The sequence below is a fragment of the Bradyrhizobium sp. RDI18 genome (assembly GCF_043203335.1).
Lineage (GTDB): Bacteria > Pseudomonadota > Alphaproteobacteria > Rhizobiales > Xanthobacteraceae > Bradyrhizobium > Bradyrhizobium retamae.
Map to the genome: position 1 here is coordinate 1,767,149 of NZ_JBICRN010000008.1, position 16,228 is coordinate 1,783,376.

19 protein-coding genes and 1 tRNA gene are annotated in these 16,228 nt (G+C 60.2%); 6 read left to right on the plus strand and 14 right to left on the minus strand.

Annotated features, from left to right (window positions below; genetic code table 11):
- Window positions 1–151: 151 nt before the first annotated feature.
- Complete coding sequence (locus tag ACFXS9_RS17595; RefSeq protein ID WP_392690683.1) at window positions 152–787, minus strand: AraC family transcriptional regulator; 636 nt, start codon at window positions 785–787, stop codon at window positions 152–154.
- Window positions 771–1,130 (minus strand): cupin domain-containing protein, encoded by a 360-nt coding sequence (locus ACFXS9_RS17600; RefSeq protein ID WP_392690685.1) that lies wholly within the window; start codon window positions 1,128–1,130, stop codon window positions 771–773. Before ACFXS9_RS17600 ends, ACFXS9_RS17595 begins: the two co-directional genes overlap by 17 nt.
- Before the next feature lie 153 nt (window positions 1,131–1,283).
- On the opposite strand from ACFXS9_RS17600, the gene ACFXS9_RS17605 reads away from it, so the two are divergent.
- On the plus strand, window positions 1,284–2,357 hold the full coding sequence (locus ACFXS9_RS17605) for a class I SAM-dependent methyltransferase (RefSeq protein WP_392690687.1): 1,074 nt from the start codon (window positions 1,284–1,286) through the stop codon (window positions 2,355–2,357).
- Between the two features lie 251 nt (window positions 2,358–2,608).
- On the opposite strand, the gene ACFXS9_RS17610 is transcribed toward ACFXS9_RS17605, so the two are convergent.
- The 5 genes from ACFXS9_RS17610 to ACFXS9_RS17630 form a co-directional block, all read right to left on the minus strand.
- Window positions 2,609–3,739, minus strand: a complete 1,131-nt coding sequence (locus ACFXS9_RS17610) for a CapA family protein (protein WP_392690688.1) — start codon at window positions 3,737–3,739, stop codon at window positions 2,609–2,611.
- A gap of 10 nt (window positions 3,740–3,749) precedes the next feature.
- A complete protein-coding gene (locus tag ACFXS9_RS17615; protein ID WP_392690690.1) occupies window positions 3,750–4,769 on the minus strand; it encodes an MBL fold metallo-hydrolase in 1,020 nt (339 codons plus the stop codon).
- Window positions 4,770–4,996: 227 nt separating this feature from the next.
- Window positions 4,997–5,965: a Bug family tripartite tricarboxylate transporter substrate binding protein gene (locus ACFXS9_RS17620; protein WP_392690692.1), complete on the minus strand. Its 969-nt coding sequence runs from the start codon at window positions 5,963–5,965 to the stop codon at window positions 4,997–4,999.
- Window positions 5,966–6,041: 76 nt separating this feature from the next.
- On the minus strand, window positions 6,042–6,737 hold the full coding sequence (locus ACFXS9_RS17625; RefSeq protein WP_392690694.1) for an urease accessory protein: 696 nt from the start codon (window positions 6,735–6,737) through the stop codon (window positions 6,042–6,044).
- A gap of 51 nt (window positions 6,738–6,788) precedes the next feature.
- Complete coding sequence (locus ACFXS9_RS17630; protein ID WP_392690695.1) at window positions 6,789–7,121, minus strand: hypothetical protein; 333 nt, start codon at window positions 7,119–7,121, stop codon at window positions 6,789–6,791.
- Window positions 7,122–7,194: 73 nt separating this feature from the next.
- Between ACFXS9_RS17630 and ACFXS9_RS17635 the strand changes: the two genes are divergently transcribed.
- Window positions 7,195–7,269, plus strand: a tRNA-Thr gene (locus tag ACFXS9_RS17635).
- 157 nt (window positions 7,270–7,426) lie between these two features.
- Here ACFXS9_RS17635 and ACFXS9_RS17640 read toward each other — a convergent pair.
- The 3 genes from ACFXS9_RS17640 to ACFXS9_RS17650 all read right to left on the minus strand — a co-directional run bounded on the left by ACFXS9_RS17640 (window position 7,427) and on the right by ACFXS9_RS17650 (window position 10,699).
- Window positions 7,427–8,023, minus strand: a complete 597-nt coding sequence (locus ACFXS9_RS17640; protein ID WP_392690697.1) for an addiction module antidote protein — start codon at window positions 8,021–8,023, stop codon at window positions 7,427–7,429.
- A gap of 277 nt (window positions 8,024–8,300) precedes the next feature.
- A complete protein-coding gene (locus tag ACFXS9_RS17645) occupies window positions 8,301–9,050 on the minus strand; it encodes a hypothetical protein (RefSeq protein WP_392690699.1) in 750 nt (249 codons plus the stop codon).
- 116 nt (window positions 9,051–9,166) lie between these two features.
- Window positions 9,167–10,699, minus strand: a complete 1,533-nt coding sequence (locus ACFXS9_RS17650; protein WP_392690701.1) for a porin — start codon at window positions 10,697–10,699, stop codon at window positions 9,167–9,169.
- A 385-nt stretch (window positions 10,700–11,084) separates the two neighbouring features.
- On the opposite strand from ACFXS9_RS17650, the gene ACFXS9_RS17655 reads away from it, so the two are divergent.
- A complete protein-coding gene (locus ACFXS9_RS17655) occupies window positions 11,085–11,615 on the plus strand; it encodes a MarR family winged helix-turn-helix transcriptional regulator (RefSeq protein ID WP_392690703.1) in 531 nt (176 codons plus the stop codon).
- A gap of 20 nt (window positions 11,616–11,635) precedes the next feature.
- On the opposite strand, the gene ACFXS9_RS17660 is transcribed toward ACFXS9_RS17655, so the two are convergent.
- A complete protein-coding gene (locus tag ACFXS9_RS17660) occupies window positions 11,636–12,556 on the minus strand; it encodes an alpha/beta hydrolase family protein (protein ID WP_392690704.1) in 921 nt (306 codons plus the stop codon).
- Window positions 12,557–12,558: 2 nt separating this feature from the next.
- Complete coding sequence (locus ACFXS9_RS17665) at window positions 12,559–12,741, minus strand: hypothetical protein (protein WP_392690705.1); 183 nt, start codon at window positions 12,739–12,741, stop codon at window positions 12,559–12,561.
- 461 nt (window positions 12,742–13,202) lie between these two features.
- Between ACFXS9_RS17665 and ACFXS9_RS17670 the strand changes: the two genes are divergently transcribed.
- The 3 genes from ACFXS9_RS17670 to ACFXS9_RS17680 all read left to right on the plus strand — a co-directional run bounded on the left by ACFXS9_RS17670 (window position 13,203) and on the right by ACFXS9_RS17680 (window position 14,848).
- Entirely contained in the window at window positions 13,203–13,424 is a 222-nt protein-coding gene (locus ACFXS9_RS17670) for a hypothetical protein (RefSeq protein ID WP_392690707.1), read from the plus strand.
- Window positions 13,425–13,619: 195 nt separating this feature from the next.
- On the plus strand, window positions 13,620–14,048 hold the full coding sequence (locus ACFXS9_RS17675) for a hypothetical protein (RefSeq protein ID WP_392690708.1): 429 nt from the start codon (window positions 13,620–13,622) through the stop codon (window positions 14,046–14,048).
- Window positions 14,049–14,593: 545 nt separating this feature from the next.
- Window positions 14,594–14,848: a hypothetical protein gene (locus tag ACFXS9_RS17680; protein WP_334363432.1), complete on the plus strand. Its 255-nt coding sequence runs from the start codon at window positions 14,594–14,596 to the stop codon at window positions 14,846–14,848.
- An 86-nt stretch (window positions 14,849–14,934) separates the two neighbouring features.
- Here ACFXS9_RS17680 and ACFXS9_RS17685 read toward each other — a convergent pair whose 3' ends face one another.
- Together ACFXS9_RS17685 and ACFXS9_RS17690 are read right to left on the minus strand one after the other, a co-directional pair.
- Window positions 14,935–15,174: a hypothetical protein gene (locus ACFXS9_RS17685; protein ID WP_392690709.1), complete on the minus strand. Its 240-nt coding sequence runs from the start codon at window positions 15,172–15,174 to the stop codon at window positions 14,935–14,937.
- A gap of 178 nt (window positions 15,175–15,352) precedes the next feature.
- Window positions 15,353–16,066: an outer membrane protein gene (locus ACFXS9_RS17690; RefSeq protein ID WP_392690711.1), complete on the minus strand. Its 714-nt coding sequence runs from the start codon at window positions 16,064–16,066 to the stop codon at window positions 15,353–15,355.
- Between the last annotated feature and the right edge of the window lie 162 nt (window positions 16,067–16,228).

The window sequence follows — 16,228 nt, forward strand, 5'->3', positions numbered from 1 at the left end:
GACAAATCATGCAGTAATTCAGGCGATTAGTGTCGTGCAGTCTCGGGAACCGCCACTTTGCGATAATTTTCCCACAGGTGTTGCCGTTCAGCCAACCAGTCACGATCGTTTCGCGAGCCCTTTTACCCCGTGAACCAGCGCAATCGCGCGCCTACTGCGGCGACATCTGCGTCTGCCGCCATGCGGCCGGCGGCGTCCCTACCGTTCTGCGAAACGCACGATTGAAGGCGGCTTCGGAATCGTAGCCAACCGCCTCCGCCACGCGGGCGATCGGGTCGCTTCCAGACGCCAGCAGACCGGCAGCGAGTTGCATGCGCCAGCGCGTCAGATACTGCATCGGCGGTTGCCCGATCAGGTGGGTGAACCGCTGCGCGAACGTCGATCGCGACAGCCCCACGGCCTTCGCGAGATCATCCAATGTCCAATCCGCCGCTGGCTTGCCATGCAGGAGATTCAGCGCTTGACCGACGTGTCGATCGGCCAAGCCGGCAAACCAGCCGGTCTGTTCGGGGCCAAGCGCTTCGATATGGCATCTGATCGCCTCGACAAAGAGCAGTTCGCCCAGCCGGGCCAGCACGCCCTCCCCGCCGGTCCGGCGCCCCTCCGATTCAACCCGTGCGGCATTGATCAGGTAACCAAGTCCCGAATTCTCCCGATATGAACTTCCCTGCAGATGCAGGACCGGAGGCAGCGCCTCCACCAGCGGATTGAAGGGGCGCGTGTCGCAGCCGAGAAATCCGCACAGGATGCGCGCATCGGCGGGTCCGTTGTCACCGAGGCGCATCATGAGCGGAAGCTGACCAGCCCCTCGCCTGACCATAGACGCTCAGATCAGGAATCGACCGCATGCCTGGAGCGCTGGAAAGCACATGTGCTGAGCCCTGCGGAAAAGCGATGATATCGCCCGCCTCGAGCCGCACGGATGGCGCATCGATCAACCCGCCCCAGCAGCGACCATCGACCACCACGTGATACTCGATGACGTGCTGTGCCCCAGGCAAGACGGCTGAAGCGCAGGCGGCCGATGCCGGCGCCTCGGCCACCCACGGTGCGCGGACGTCAAGATGGAAGAACATCGCGCTACTGAGTCGTACCGCGCGCAACACCTCGGACAGCGCATCCGCCCCCATAGTCGCAGCTCCAATCGGACGCTCGGTCACGCTTCTCGGACGAACTGCAAAAAATAGAAAGAATTCAGACGCCTAGTCAAGCCATCCGGCAGTCTGGTCATTTGCGGCACCCTCGCGAGGACCTATGTCGCAATCGCGCCAAAGGAGGCAGCAATGAACATTTTGGTCAGAGAATTAAACGAGCAGAAGCTGGAAGTATTTGTTACGCGGATATTGGGCGACCTCGGCGCCGCCATGATTGCACCGCTGGTACGCATTGGTGACGAACTCGGACTGTACAGCGCGCTCGCCGCGTCGGGACCGGTGACGCCGGAAGAACTGGCGCGCCAGACCAGAACAGTCGAGCGCCTTGTGCGCGAATGGCTCAGCGCCCACGCCGCCGCCGGCTATCTGGACTACGACGCTACGACCAAGCGCTTCTCCATGAATCCCGAGCAGGCCATGGTGTTCGGCAATCCTGACAGCCCGGTCTACATGCTGGGCTCGTTCGAGGTTTGCCAGGCCGTGATGGTTGACCAGCCCAAGGTGAGCAAGGCTTTCCGAAACGGCGGCGGCTCCGGCTATCACGAGCGATGCAATTGCCTGTTCAGCGGAATGTCACGCTTCTTCGGCGTGAGCTACAAGGCCCATCTGGTGCAGGAATGGCTTCCCGCATTGGACGGCGTGGTCGAAAAGCTCGGCCGCGGTGCGCGGGTCGCCGATATCGGCTGCGGCCATGGCATCTCAACCATCCTGATGGCGAAAGCATTCGAACGGTCCAGATTTTTCGGGATCGACAACCACGAAGACTCAATCGCCTGCGCCCGCGACGCCGCGAAACGCGACGGCGTAGCAGCCAGGACGGAATTTGATGTCGCCACGGCCAAGAATTTTGTTGGCAGCAATTTCGATCTGATCTGTTGCTTCGATGCGCTGCACGACCTTGGTGATCCCGTCGGCGCGGCGAGCCGCATTCTGCAGGCTCTCGCCCCTGACGGCACATTCATGGCCGTGGAGCCGCTTGCAGGAGACCGGCTGGAGGACAATATCAATCCGGTCGGCCGCCTCTATTATGCCGGCTCCACCATGATCTGCACGCCGGTTTCCCTGGCGCAGGAGGTCGGGCTCGCGCTCGGTGGGCAGGCAGGACCAAAACGGTTGGAAGCGGTTCTGCGCGAAGCCGGGTTTAGCCGTGTCCGGATCGCAGCCGAGACACCCTTCAACATCGTGCTCGAAGCGCGGCGATAAGACTGACCGCGTGTCGTTTCTTGGGCCACCGGGGAGCACTGCTCTCCGGTGGCAAAGGTGACTAATCATGACGCAGACATTACAAGCAAAACAAGGCAATCGAGGACTTGGCCAGCAAGGACTTGGCCAAGCCGGCTGGATCCTCGATCATTGGATCGCCTCTTTCCTCGCGGCGGTAGAGCGCGCTATCCGTCATCGACGCACGAAGCATCGGGCCAGGACGCAGCCCGCGATATCTGCTGCATCCAGCGTTAGGTCCCGGCCCGCGGTCCGATAACGACAAGCTGCCCTTCGGATTCAGGAATGAGCCTTGTTCCGAACTGCTGACATCTCTCATCCAGTGTCTGCTGGATCCATTCGATGTCCTGCCGCGCTGGAGTGGAGAGACGAAAGTTCTTGATCTGCAGGGGGACCAGTTTGAGCGCATGGAGGCTTCCGCTGGTCGGATCCAGGTCGGCGAAATACATCAAGGCAAGGTCGTCACGGTAGCGCTCGTAACCACTGATGCCTTCATAGTCGTTCAGGAAATCACCGCAGCCATAGAGAATGAGGCGGTCTCGATAAATTTCGATCGCTCGCGGATGATGCGAGGAATGTCCGTGAACGATCGACACGCCTGCCTTGTCGATGAGGGACCGGGCCAGAATTCTCTGCTCCTGCGGAATGTGATATCCCCAATTGGATCCCCAATGGATTGAAACGACGACGAGATCGCCCGGCCTCCTGTGCGCCATGACCTGGTCGGCGACCTCCCACGCACTCGCCTCGGAGAGGTCCGGCAGCAAGTTGACGCCTGGCGTTTCTGACGTCGCAGCCCATTCGAGCGGGATGCCGCTCGATGTCGATCCAAACGAAAAGATCAAGAGCCGCGCTTTGCCAAGGTTCAGCACCGTGGGTGCGCGCGCTTCATGATCGTTGCGTCCCGCGCCCGTTGCCTTGACGTTGAGTTTTTGCAGTGTCGTCAGCGTCTCCAGCAGGCCGGCGCGACCCCAATCGAGCACGTGATTGTTGGCCAATACGCAGCAGTCAATCTCGGCCGCGACGAGACATTCTGCATTCTCGGGGCTCATGCGGTAGTTGATGCCCTTGTTCATGCGGTCGTTGCTGCGGGTCACTGCCGTTTCGAGGTTGATGATCCGCGCATCCGGCTGCATGCGCTCCAACTGGCTTAGCGCAGCGCCCCAAACGTAGGACGGCCCGTTGCGCCGCGGAATGGGCCCGTTCGCCTGCTCGGCGAGCTGCACGTACCCCTCCGCCGATCGCACGTAATGTTCGTAAATCTCGGGGCTGCAGGGGTGCGCCAATACCTGGTCGATGCCGCGGCCGCACATGACATCTCCGCAGAGAAAGAGCCGTACCAATTTCCGATGCCCAGCCGGCAAACGTCTTTCCTCAGGTTTTTGCGTCAGATGTGGGCCCCCTGAACGCCGTCATCACCTCGGCCAGCATCTGCCCCTCCTCTCCCGCATAGCGCGGAGAGAAGTGAAACGGCTCGACACGGCGCACATTGGCTTCCCGCGCAATTTCTCCGGCAGCCGTCGTTGTGAGATGGCCCCGGTCCCTCGCCAATGCAGCATCTGTGCCTGCGAATGCCGCCTCAATGAAGAGAATGTCGGCATTCTGAACGAGCGCCACGATGGCGGCGCGATTGGCCGGCGTATCGACAACATCGGTAACATAGGCAATTTTCTGGCCGGCAGTGACCGTTAGGAGCTCACGCAGGCTGCCGAGCGGCTCGAGGCGACCGTCCGAAGCCGCCGCTCCATCGATCCGTATCAAATGATCGTCCGGCCGGCCTTCCACAACCGCCTGCATGAGCCACTGCAACCACGGACCGACCGGGAGCCCGCGCTCGGATAGTCGATTCTTCCAAATGTTGACATGGGCCGCTTCCTGCAGGGCAAAGCCGAGGCAGGGCGTGCCATGCTCAAGGATGGCGGCTGAAACCCGGCAGGTCCGCTCGTCATGCAGGACGCCGTCAAGAACTGTCTTCGACACCGGCGGTTCCGCGGCAAAGGCGTTCTTCAACCGGAACTGCCTGGTCGCGATGGAGTTCGGCGTCTCAAATTCGCTGACAACGAAGATCAGATCGGCGCCGTAGCTCTCGACCAGATTCCATCGATAGGCCTGAAGCTTGTGAAAGACGCGCTCGGCAAAACCGGCCGGGCCGTAAAGATGTACAGTTTTTTCCAGTCCTACGTGCAAACGGAGCAGATGATCGAAACCCACGAAATGATCGATATGCGCGTGCGAAACGAAGATCTGATCTACGCGTCGTATCTTCCGCGGTGACAGTGAAGCGATTTCCCCGAGATCGAACAGCACGCTGTGCGTCTTGAACAGCGTCTCCACATAGACCGTCGGGTCGCCGTAGCGACCGTTGACCAGGCTCGGATGGAAGATCGGTCGCATGACAACTATGCGGCAGGTTTTTCACGCGACGCGTGCGTCACTCTACCTTCATTGCCCAAGGAACCCTCCTTTGTGTGCCAGCTTGATTTTGGTCAATGCTCCATGAGCTTCCAGATTTAAGCAGACTTTCGGCCTTCGCACCGGCTACTGGGACTACTACTACTAAGACATCGACAAGTGAAAATGGCCCCTTCAAGGGGCCATTTTTCGTCGGTGCGAGCCGGGTACTAGTTCGTGATCTTGTAGCCCGTGGCCTTCACGATCGGCTGCCAGAATGCGCGATCGGCCGCGAGCCTTTGCGTCAACTGCTCCGGCGTGGAGCCGACCGGAATCAACATGACCGCGAGCAGCTTTTCCTTCACCTCGGATTTCGCAAGCACCTCGGCAACGGCCGTGCTCAGCTTTTTCGCAAACTCTGGCGAGCTGCCGGCCGGCAGCCACATGCCGTACCAGCCATCCGCCACCAGATTGACGCCGCTCTCTTTCAGAGTCGGGGTGTCTGGCAAGAACGAAGAACGGGTCTCGCTGGCGACGGCGACGATCCGCAAACCGCCAGCGCGGTGCTGTGTGATCGTGTCGGAAACCGTCGTGATGCCAAACGGGATGTGACCCGCAATCAGATCGTTCACCATCAGCGCCGATCCGCGATACGGGACCTTGGTCATCGACAGGCCCAGCGCCTGTTCGAGCTGCCATCCAGTGAAATGCGGGATGTTGCCGCTGCCCGGAGTGCCATACGTCGCCTTGGAGGGATTCGCCTTCAGCCAGGCTGCCAATTCCTTGAAGTCCTTGACTCCGATCGCAGGGCTCGCGACGACGGCGAATTCGAAGCGGGTAAGCTGCGAGACCGGCACAAAATCCTTGGCGGCGTCGAAGCTCGGCTCGTTCTCCACCATGGGCAGCAGGTACATGGTCGGGCCCGTCGTCATCAGGATCGTGGCGCCGTCAGGGTTTGCGCCCTTCACCGCCCGAATGCCGATCAGTCCGTCGCCGCCGGTGCGGTTCTCGACGATGAAACTGCGGTCAAGGAGCGCGGGCAGGTATTGCGCCAGTTGGCGGCACAGCAGGTCGCCACTGCCGCCGGCCGCAAACGGGAAGATAATTTTGGTCAGCGGCCCGGCCTGCGCGAATGCCTTGCCCGTTATCGCCGCCAGCGAACACGCGGCGCTTCCGGCCAGAAAATCTCGGCGCTTCATTCAATTTCCTCCAAACACCTTATAATTGTTCACCGGATAATTGTTCACTGGCCTCTAACGCTGAGACGATGCCGCGTCAGGCCAGCACCGTCTCGACCACCGTCATAATTCCGATCGCGACGGTGGCAAGGCCGACCGCCCCTTGCAAGCTGCGATTGGCCCAGGTGAGCCAGCGCGCGGAGACCGCAAGCGGCACCGCGATCGCCGTCGACAGCGCGCCCATGCCGATCATCGAGCCGACGCCGAACAATGCGATATAGCCGAGCCCGACGGCGGGGCTGGAGGCCTGCGTGACCGCGAGCACCACAAGTGCGGCCGAGCCCGCCATGCCGTGCATCAGGCCGACCAGCAGGGTCCGCCAGCGGAAACCGTGTTCGTGGATGTGAGCGGCGCGGGCGTGCGGCGTGATTTCGCCGGCATGGCTATGGGCGTGGAAATGCACCGTGCCGTCGCCATGACCGTGTTGATGAAAATGCACCCGGTCGCGCCACAGCCGCCACAGCACATGCGCCCCGAGGCCGATCAGCATGAGGCCGACGGCGGTCTCGAGCGGCCGGGCAACGCCGTCCGGGATCGCGCGGCCAAGCAGAATGGCGGCGCCGGCAAAGACGAACAAGGTAAGCGTATGGCCGAGCCCCCAGGTCAGCCCGTGCTTGACGATATCGGCCACATGGCTTCGGCGCGCGGCGATGCTGGAGACGGCGGCGATATGGTCGGCCTCGAGCGCATGCTGCATGCCCAGCAAAAACCCCAGCCCCAGAATTCCGAACATACGCCCCCTGCTCTCTGTATTAGTTCATCAAATACCAGTTGGAAGACTTTGTCAGGTCAAGACTTCATCGAACAGACTGATCATCGAGGCCCAGGAGCGGCGGTCGGCCTGCTCGTTGTATAACGCGGCGCGCATCATCGAACCATCGGTAGCGGGATTGGTGAAGCCGTGCAGCGTGCTGCCGTAGGATCGGCCGGCGAAGCCTATGCCCGCCGCAAGAGTTTTGTCCGTATCCCCGGCACTTGGTTCCGCGGCGAGGACAGCCGCAGGCATCTCTGCCAGTGAGCAAGCGGAACTGAGCGCGAAAGGGCGGCCGAAAGGCCCGCCTTTTTCATATTCCGGGTGCGCTGAGCGGTTCTTGAGGTTCTGGCCCTTTGCGACCAAGTCTGCTATTCGAGCCGCCGAAGATCGGCCCTCTGCGGCGGGTATTTTCGCCGCGCACCGATCGCTTCGATCTGCCGGTTTAGCTCAGCGGTAGAGCAGCGGTTTTGTAAACCGAAGGTCGGGAGTTCAATCCTCTCAACCGGCACCACTTAAGAGCGTCAGGCGGACGAAACCGTTCGACCGAGCCAAGACCCGTTCAGGCCTCGACCATTGCTGGGAATTCCACGGGAAGCTGTTGGGGGAACACCATTTCTGCCGATTTCCCAAACTCTGCCGATTTCCCAAGGCTCCGCGTTGAATAGGGATCAAGCGACGCTTTCCGTTTGCTTACCCGCTCTACGCGTAGCTGCAATCCGAACGCCCCGGAGAATCGTCAGGACAGTCGTAAATTCGGGAGAACGATCGCCCATGAACGAGCGGTAGAGACGTGTTCGGCCAATCTGTATTCGCCGCGCGAACTCAGCAACATTCTCCTGGGCTCGGATGATCTCCCCAAAGGTAGAACAAATGGCACGAAGATTGGATGTTGCAAGGGCAGGATTCAACAGCTCGGCAACTCCCGCCGGAGTGCTGTAACGTAGATGGCCATGCACTGGCTGTTGAGAACCATATCTTTCGAGCGTGGATGCGGACGGCTGCACTGTAACCAGCCTCAGGCGTAGTGCCGTAATCACCTTCGTCACTGTGGAAAGTCGCGGCCCCCTCTCCGATGCAAAAGCCCCGTAGAGGTGCGCCCGCTCTATTCCTGATGCGATAGCGATTGCCGCGACATTTTGGGCCCGGACTGCTTCACCGAGAGCCAGGCAAACCTGACGGCTATCGGTGGTTTGAAACGCCTGATTCAAGAATTTTTCAAGCTGAGCCGTGCTGGCGTATTGAGAGCGACGCGCCGTCTTGGCCATTGGTGCCATCCGAATCTGCATGCACCGGGCGCAATCAGAAACAGCCCTCAAGAGGCCGAAAAACCTCTGGCCGGGCATGGCCAGAGGTTTCGGAGGTATTTCTGAAGATGCTGGTGCGCTTCTCCATGAGACGCCGCCAACCTATTCGGCGGCTACGCCTGATGAGAATACATGATTAAATCATATAATTACAATAGTTATTTTTACAACATAAGTCGGTGCGCGTTCGGCGGAGGGCCTTCGCTTAATTTTCGATGGTGTGCGAGGCATCAAGGCTTCACAGCGAAGCCTTGATGCCCGATGTGCCCTTCAAGCGGTGCGACAGGCGTCTGTTGGAGCGTTGTCGCTCGGATGCAATGAGAACGTTTGTGTGTGCCAATCGCTGGCGCTGAGAAATTGGCGCGCGATCGACAGCAGTTTCGGCATGGTTCGCACTGTCGTCACCAAACAGGGTTGAAGGCTTAGGGTGACGCTCGTAGCGGGGTACCCTGCATATAGTAAAAGTGAATCCCAGTGCATCCAAGAGAGTCAGGGCGGTGCTGAACCGAGGCACGCGGGGATAAACAAAGGCTCTATAAAATGTTTCGCGGCACCTGATTGTCTTTTTCGATAAGCCGGCGATGTTGTCTTGCTTCCGCAACACCTCAGCGAACACTCGGATGACGGGACGTACTTTCGCGCTGTTGAGCGCCTCGGTAAGCTTGCGGGCTACTTCAGGGTCAGGACAAGCCCTCTCAAGAGCGTCTCCTTTGGGTGCCGAAACGTCAGCTATTGGCTTCCCATGGACTTGCCCCTTAGCTGTCACAGCAAGGCGAAATCCCAACACTTCGAGCACTCTTATCATCGTCTCCAGCCCTGTTCCCTGCCGGCGACGAAAGGCGCGAAAAAGCGTGGTCCGGTTCACCTTCGCGAGTTGACAAAATTCCGTGATGCTCGACTGCCTCGATATTTCGTCATCGATCGCCTTGCAAATCGTACGCAAGTTGTTTGTGGCGAATGCGTTCTGTAACAGACCTAGGTTGCTCAACGCCTGACCTTTTTAGAATCGGGTGGAGTTTGAGAACGGTGTCCTGGCCGAGCTTTCCAAAAAGAGACCCCCGGCAGTGAAACTGCCGGGGGTTATTGCGATAGTTCAGCTCAGGATCAGAAGTTGCGCTGAACGCGAACGTTGAGCGAAACGGCGTCCTGATCCTTGTACTCGTACCGAGTAATCGGCTTCGGAGCCACCACGCCCACGGGGTTATTAATAGTGCCGGTCATGTTCTGGTCGAGGTGGAACCACATTGCTTCCATCGAGAACGTCAGGTTCGCAACGGGGGTCCAACGGGTGATCAAACCGAGCTGCGAGACGTTGAAGTCGGGGTTGCAGGAGAAGTCTGCGCTCGGCGCCGTCTTGTTAGCGACGTAGTTGGCACACCACTGACCCTTCGCCGTGGTCAGGTCGGTGTTGCTGCCACCATAACGAATCGCAGAGTAGGAGCCGAACAGGCTGGTCGACCAGTACGGATCCCAGTTGTGGTTGAATGCACCACGAATACCGAACGCTTCAACCAGCTTGATGTCGCCGGTGCCGCCAAACGCAACGGGCAGGAAGACACCGTCGGCAGTCTGGCCGAAGCCGACGCTCTGGTAAGCGTCCGCACGGCTTGCGCCGCCAAACATCGCGAAGCTCGGCGCGGTGTTGAGCACGTTCTTCGTGTTACCCTTGGCATAGGAGACGTCAACCTTGATGTCGTCGCCGGGGCCGGTGGGCAGGTTCTTGAGCTGCAACGCAGCCATCACCGAACCGCCCCACTTGGAATCGGGGTGGCCGAAGATTTCCGAGTTGTTGTTCGCAGCACCGGCGGTCAGGAGGTTGTAGGAACCAGTGACTTCATGCGCCGCGGCCGAAATCTGGAACAGACCCCATGCCTGGTCGACGCGGATATTGCCGACGATGTCCGGAGCACGCGCACCGCTGTAAGCGTTCGAACCTGCCGTGATGAGGGTGGCCGGATTGTTCGTAGTGCCAGCGCCCACAAAACCCAAGTTCAGGAGCTGAGTGCGGCCGTAGTACGGGTCGTCCAGACCGATGGTGCCGGACACGCCGTTACCGAACTGCGCGGTGTACTGGATGTTGTTCGTGCCGACGACGTCGTCATGGCCGCCAAGCAGGAACGAGGAGTTGTTGCCCGGATAACCGTGCCAAGGCGTCGCGTAGGCCGAAGCAGACTTACCGAAGGTGAATCCAGCGAACTGGATGAACACCAAGTCCACGCCAAGGGTCTGCGTGCCAGCCACACCCGGACCTTCGCCGGTAGACGAGTTCAGATTAAAGTTGGCCTGACCGAAGGTACGAACGACGCCGTACTGAGTGGCAGTGCGCGTATCTACGCTGAGCGCCAAACGCGAACGGGCAGCATAGTAATCGCGCAAGCGATTCTGCTGACCAAGATTGCCGTTCCACGCCGGCTGATCGAAGATGCCGCCGTTGAACGTGGTGTCGACGCGCAGGTAACCACCAATCTTCATGCAGGTGTCGGTGCCGGGGATGTAGTAGAAGCCAGCGCCGTACAGGGAGCAGATCTTCACGTACTCGACCGCTTTGGCCTTGACGGGAAGATCGGCGGCCTGTGCTCCACTAACGGCGATGAGACCCGCCGCTGAGCCGAGAACAAGGCTCTTGATCATAGTCATGTTAAACCTCCAAGTTGCTCTGCCAGGACGAGGACGGACCTGTGGCTGTTCCCCCAGGAAAGATCCGCCCTCGCCTTTGAAAAACCGCTCAGTCGTTTCGCGTCTTCGGACACACCCGCATGAACGCGAGGGACTTAAGCGAACCACCTGCAACGGGACGACCCAGGACCCCCCTCGGCCGTCCTCAGAACTATGCATGTGCAACTTACGTAATCAAAATAGTTTATGAACTCAGCTATCTCTATCCTGTTCGACTGTGTCGCCATAGCAACACCGACTGCTCGCAAAATCGTGTTCAGGGAACCGCCAGAAAGGCGTCCACTCGGATGATTTTGTTAGGTAAATCAGTTAAGTTAGTGAACGCTGACTCGGGATGAGAGAAGCCATGGCACAGGAACTCCGGAAGGGATCGGACTCGTCGAGCCGCGGTGGGCCAAGTGATCTCGGCGGCACGAATCAGGACATCGCCCGGCAACTCGCCTGGGAGATCGCCGCCATCAACGTGCACCTCCAGGAGATCCGTTACTTCTGGGCAAAAGCCCTCGGCATCAGCGGCCCGCAGTGGATGATCCTGATGGCTTTGGCCGATCTGGATCAAGGTGAGGGCGTCCCAGTGAAGGTCGTCTCAAAGATGCTTCACGTGGACCCGTCGTTCGTCACGACTCAGTCGAAAATGCTGGAGAAAAAGGGTTTCATGCGTCGCAAGACGTCGGCAGACGATGCAAGAGTCGTGCAGATGTCCTTGACGGACAAGACTTATAAGCAGATTGCAAACCTGGCCTCCGAGCAGGAGGCGCTCAACAATTTCGTCTTCGCGGAATTCAGCGACCGTGAACTCAGGGAGCTCACCGGCAAACTCGCGACCCTGAAGGGCCGTCTTGAGAAGGCGAGCCTGAAGATAGCGATGGGCATATGAACGTGCCTCACGGTAACGAGCTAGGCCGGTACCGACTCAAGGCGATCGGCCATCCAATCAAAAATGAACTCGTTGGCGAGCGTGGGATTATCGCGATGCCCATGCGCGGCAGCAGTTTCAGAGCTATCGAAAATTCTTAGTGAAATGTCGGGCTGGCTGGCCTTGAGTCGTTCGAACAGACCGGTCACATGATTGCTTTCGAGCCAGCCCTGCTCACCCATGGTGATCAGGACCGGGCAGCGAAATTTTCGGCGCGGCCAGCCGCCTTCGCTTCCTTTGCACCCGGAACCCAGCGAGAGGCGGTCCATCAAGAAGGCGCGCTCGTGCATATCCCAGATTCCGCCGTCACAAACCGCGGCGGCGAAGCGATTGTCGAGAGCGACGCCACGCGCCACAAACGACGATCCCGGACCGTCGCCGAGAATCGCTACCCTGTTTTCGTCGATATCGCCCCTCGTCGTGAGGTAATCCATCACGCAGCTTACCGACATTTCGAGATCGGGACGGCCCACCACCTCATCGAATTTGGCACCGGTGCCGGATCCAAGGAGATCCACGGCCAGCAGCGACAGCCCCCTGTCGCGGGCGTAGCGCGCCACCTTGAAGAGATATTCTTCCTTTCGATGCCCGGGATCGCCCATGCACACCACGACAGGCGCTCGATGCGAAGCGGCCGGGGCAGGCAAAAAATAGCCTTCCAGCGGATAATCTTCCTGCCAGGGAATCTCGACGACCTCGCCGGCGGGAGTGAGATGCGCAATGTAGCGGCGGGCGCAGGCCCGCATGGTTCTGAGCACGCCTTGCTGTTTCGCGTCGGCAGCGTCGAAATCGAACGCTGATGCCTGATAGTAATTGATGGCGCGGAGCCAGTTGCTTTGTGCGGTCAGCACATGACCGCGCTCGAAGGCAGCGTTGGCGCGCTCGTTGCTGATATCAGCCATCCTCAGCCATTCCCGATACCGGAATCGCCGCCGTCCTTCGGGTCAATCCGACTTGCGACGAGGAAGCATTCAGAGATCAGCGAGCCCCCTTCCTGAGCCAGGCCGAGCAGCCTCATGAACTCGATGGAGAACTCTTCGCTGTCTGGCCATTGAACCCAACCCGCCGGACCAAAATGAATCTTCATGCCGGAAGCAAACCTGTGAACCTCAACTGATTAAATTAGTTATAGATTGTAACTTAAATCGTGAGGTCGACATCCTGCAAGCCCTCCAAACGTCCCATGCCGCGGATATGGTTAGCCCACCGAACGGCTCCCAGCCTCAATTGCCGGGCTGTAGGGCCATCGCCTGAGAGGCATCTCGGAAAATGTATTGCACCGGGCGGGAACTAGGGGAAAGTGCTTGTTGGCCCCTCTATGGGGCAACGTGCTGTTTTTTCAGGCGATTCCCGTAGTTCTACGGTGCTGAAAACCACTTGGCCCATTATCGGCGCGGCTTCTGGCCCGGACGAGATGGTAGTTCAACGTCCTGGCCGATGCGCCACCCGCGGTTGTGGGATCGGAAACTCACTCTCAGGCTGATCGGGGAAACCAACCCCCACCTCTCGCGTTCTCCCGGCATGAGAATTCGCGAAGAAAACTGCAACATGGTGCTGCTCGCGATCGTCGCGTGTTTCAGCGTGGCGATTGCAGGTGGCGCTACGCTGCTTGGCTTCGACGACAAGCCGGTCCGGTTCGCCCACCGGACAACCGCTGGCGTCGAGCGTTCGCCGGCAGCCGACCAGCGGATCATCTATGTCGGCGACCAGCCGCCAGTGCGCATGATCGGCGCGCCCTTTGTCCCGAACACCAATCCCCGCGAACGATAGGCGCTCCGCTTCGCGCGACCACGGTTGCGAATACCATCACCCGATGCGCCCCGCGCCATGTGCGCGCTGGCATTCACGAACTGTCACCGTTTTGTCACCTCGCGCGCAAAAGAGCGGCAGTTATCCCCAGCGACCTCCCCGCCCGCTTGATTCCACAAAAGCCGTTTGGTGGAATGACTTGGCCCGAGGTGTTTCATGAAATGGATGAGGGAACGCGATCTCCTGATCGCGCAGACGATGGCGTTTGTTCAATCGGTGACCGGCAAGCCGCCGGAGGCCGAGAAGACGGTCACGACGTCGGTCACCGTCCTCTCCGTCCAGGCATCCGAGCCCACCCGTGCGGCCGCGCCGCTTTCTGACATCCAGGCTTCTGACATCCAGGCCCTGCTGGCGGAGACGATGCCTATTGCCCAGGCGCCAAAGGAAGCGTCGAGGGAAATAGCGAGGCTGGCCCCTCTCGCGCGTCCTGACCTGCGGGACGAGATCCAGTCCGAGATCAAAGCGCGGGTCGCGAATTTCCGTGCCCATCAGGAGCGGTTCAACCGCGAGCGCGAGGCCTATTGCACCGCGACCATGGCAAAGGTGCACGCTGCGCTCCGCGAAGGCGAGCCGCCGGCGAAGTAGCCCGCGCCCGCCCGGTCCCCGGATACTGCGCACGCGCCGCACTTGCACTCGGGTCCGCGCTCCGCGCGGCCCGAGCACAGGCGCTGTGGTGCGTTGCTGATCCGTTGCTGATCCGGCTCCAGTCTGCGATGGGTCCCGGCTCTGCGAAGCGTCACCTCGTGACGCATCGCGTCCGCGACACGAACCCCTATGTTGTCATCCTGTGTGGGAATCGGCCGATCGTCTCGATCTCAGAGCCAGGCATAGACCAGCGCCATGTTGGCGGCGCAGGCAGCCAGCAGGCAAACGGTCAGCGTGAGTTGGACACGCTCGCAGGAGGTCTGGAGGCTCTTTCTCATGGCCGGAAACATCCGGCGATTCTGGCGACCGAGTCTCGGGGATTCTTTTTTCGGGAATTTACGGCTCGTTAAAGACTCAGAGACTCCACGAAAATGGGCCGAAGCGAGCCAATTTGCTCCCGAAACAGCCTGTGGAATGGCCGCATGGCAGCCAAGCCTGAAACCCGGCCCCCGCTTCCGCGTTGACCGTTTTTACCGGAGCTAACAATGCCCTACGCGCTGTTCTCAAACGATGCCAAGCTCAGCAAGGCCTATCCAACCGCCGCCGACGTCTGGAAGATCGCCCAGAAGAGTGGTCTCGTCGTCGACGTCATCGCCGGGCGAGACAACACGGGTCCCCGTCCGGTGCTGGACCATGACTACGAGATCAAGCCCTGCCAGCTTGAGCCGCACGAAGACCCCGCCCGCAACAAGGCCGACGCCGAGCGCGACGCGCAGACGGAATTGCAGCTCGCGTCGTAGGTCGGCCGGCAAGCGGCCGACACACGACAGGCCTCGGCGAATGGGTCCCATTCGCCGGGACGATATCCGGGACGGAAAGTCGGATCCTACGGCGTCGCCGAGACCAGCGATGCCTGTTCCGAAGCAAGGGTGACACAGGCCTTGCGCCGCTGCAGTCCCCTGATCGCACCGGTTACCTTGCGCACCTTGCCGGCCCCGCACGAGGGATCCTGCACGAAGGCGACTTCATAGGGAGCAAGGATAAACGGTTCGGATTTCAGGACAGTTTGAGCAAGGCACGGATACGCCGCTGCGGAAAAGATCAGCCCTAACGCAAAAGCACGCATGTTCGTCGTCCCACCAGCCGGCCGGGACCATAATATCGGATCGTGACGAAAAGTTGCATGCAGCGCGAAATTTTTTCGCGCCTGCCAAAAAATTACCGGCGCGCGCTAGCCTCGACATCGCCAAGCAAAAAGGCCGGCGTGAAGCCGGCCCTTGCGCGTCTCGATACCAAAGTCGGTATCAATATTTGGGAGCAGCGGGACCACCCCAGCCGAACCGGTAGTTCACGCCCACCTTGGCCGTATGCTCGTCGTTGCGGAAGGTGCGGCCGCTGATATCGGCAGGACCTGACGTGAAGGTCGTGTCGCCGAAATTGTAATACTGGTACTCGGCCTTGGCCGACCAGTTCGGGGCGAACATGTATTCGAGGCCGCCGCCCACGGTGTAACCGTCCTGGTGGTTGCCGTTGGTGGTGAAGCCAGTGGGCACCCCGGCCACCGATACGCCGAGATTATTGCCGTCACGCCAGGCGTAACCGCCCTTGGCGTAGAGCAGCGCCGGACCCCAGGTGTAGCCGAGCCGGCCGGTCACCGAGCCGATCTGATCGGTATTGGAGGTCACGAGCGTCCCGCCCGGAAACAGCACGCCGTTATTATTGTTGCTGGGCAGCCAGCTATACTGGGCTTCAGCGCCCAGCACCCAGTTCGGCGCGAACTGGTAGTCGAAGCCACCCTGCACGCCGCCGAGGAAGCGGACGTCGCTGCCCTGCAGGGAGTTGTCACCCGCGAAGGCGCCACCGGCATGGCCGCCGATATAGAACCCGGTCCAGTTATAGACGACTTGAGGCGCCGTATAGGCAGGCGCCTTGGTGTACGGCCGGGGCGGCATGTCGGCCGCAAAGGCTGGAGCCGCCATGACGGCCAGCGCGGCAGCCCCGAGCAGTATCTTCTTCATTCCATTTCCCCGTTACGAACGTCGCGGATACCAATCCAAACAACGTGACTTCATTTAGGTTGCTTTGCGGCAAACGCCCGCGACCGGATGGCGCGCCACTGTGACAGCACAGCAACAAAGCGTTCTAGTTCCCTCGCACGTCCGGCTTTTTCTGAGGTTAAG

What these genes read in the sequence shown, in the direction of transcription:
- ACFXS9_RS17595 (WP_392690683.1), bottom strand. Translation starts at nt 787, where the DNA reads ATGATGCGCCTCGGTGACAACGGACCCGCCGATGCGCGCATCCTGTGC.
- ACFXS9_RS17600 (WP_392690685.1), bottom strand. Translation starts at nt 1,130, where the DNA reads ATGGGGGCGGATGCGCTGTCCGAGGTGTTGCGCGCGGTACGACTCAGT.
- ACFXS9_RS17605 (WP_392690687.1), top strand. Translation starts at nt 1,284, where the DNA reads ATGAACATTTTGGTCAGAGAATTAAACGAGCAGAAGCTGGAAGTATTT.
- ACFXS9_RS17615 (WP_392690690.1), bottom strand. Translation starts at nt 4,769, where the DNA reads ATGCGACCGATCTTCCATCCGAGCCTGGTCAACGGTCGCTACGGCGAC.
- ACFXS9_RS17620 (WP_392690692.1), bottom strand. Translation starts at nt 5,965, where the DNA reads ATGAAGCGCCGAGATTTTCTGGCCGGAAGCGCCGCGTGTTCGCTGGCG.
- ACFXS9_RS17625 (WP_392690694.1), bottom strand. Translation starts at nt 6,737, where the DNA reads ATGTTCGGAATTCTGGGGCTGGGGTTTTTGCTGGGCATGCAGCATGCG.
- ACFXS9_RS17640 (WP_392690697.1), bottom strand. Translation starts at nt 8,023, where the DNA reads ATGGCCAAGACGGCGCGTCGCTCTCAATACGCCAGCACGGCTCAGCTT.
- ACFXS9_RS17650 (WP_392690701.1), bottom strand. Translation starts at nt 10,699, where the DNA reads ATGACTATGATCAAGAGCCTTGTTCTCGGCTCAGCGGCGGGTCTCATC.
- ACFXS9_RS17655 (WP_392690703.1), top strand. Translation starts at nt 11,085, where the DNA reads ATGGCACAGGAACTCCGGAAGGGATCGGACTCGTCGAGCCGCGGTGGG.
- ACFXS9_RS17660 (WP_392690704.1), bottom strand. Translation starts at nt 12,556, where the DNA reads ATGGCTGATATCAGCAACGAGCGCGCCAACGCTGCCTTCGAGCGCGGT.
- ACFXS9_RS17665 (WP_392690705.1), bottom strand. Translation starts at nt 12,741, where the DNA reads ATGAAGATTCATTTTGGTCCGGCGGGTTGGGTTCAATGGCCAGACAGC.
- ACFXS9_RS17670 (WP_392690707.1), top strand. Translation starts at nt 13,203, where the DNA reads ATGGTGCTGCTCGCGATCGTCGCGTGTTTCAGCGTGGCGATTGCAGGT.
- ACFXS9_RS17675 (WP_392690708.1), top strand. Translation starts at nt 13,620, where the DNA reads ATGAAATGGATGAGGGAACGCGATCTCCTGATCGCGCAGACGATGGCG.
- ACFXS9_RS17680 (WP_334363432.1), top strand. Translation starts at nt 14,594, where the DNA reads ATGCCCTACGCGCTGTTCTCAAACGATGCCAAGCTCAGCAAGGCCTAT.
- ACFXS9_RS17685 (WP_392690709.1), bottom strand. Translation starts at nt 15,174, where the DNA reads ATGCGTGCTTTTGCGTTAGGGCTGATCTTTTCCGCAGCGGCGTATCCG.
- ACFXS9_RS17690 (WP_392690711.1), bottom strand. Translation starts at nt 16,066, where the DNA reads ATGAAGAAGATACTGCTCGGGGCTGCCGCGCTGGCCGTCATGGCGGCT.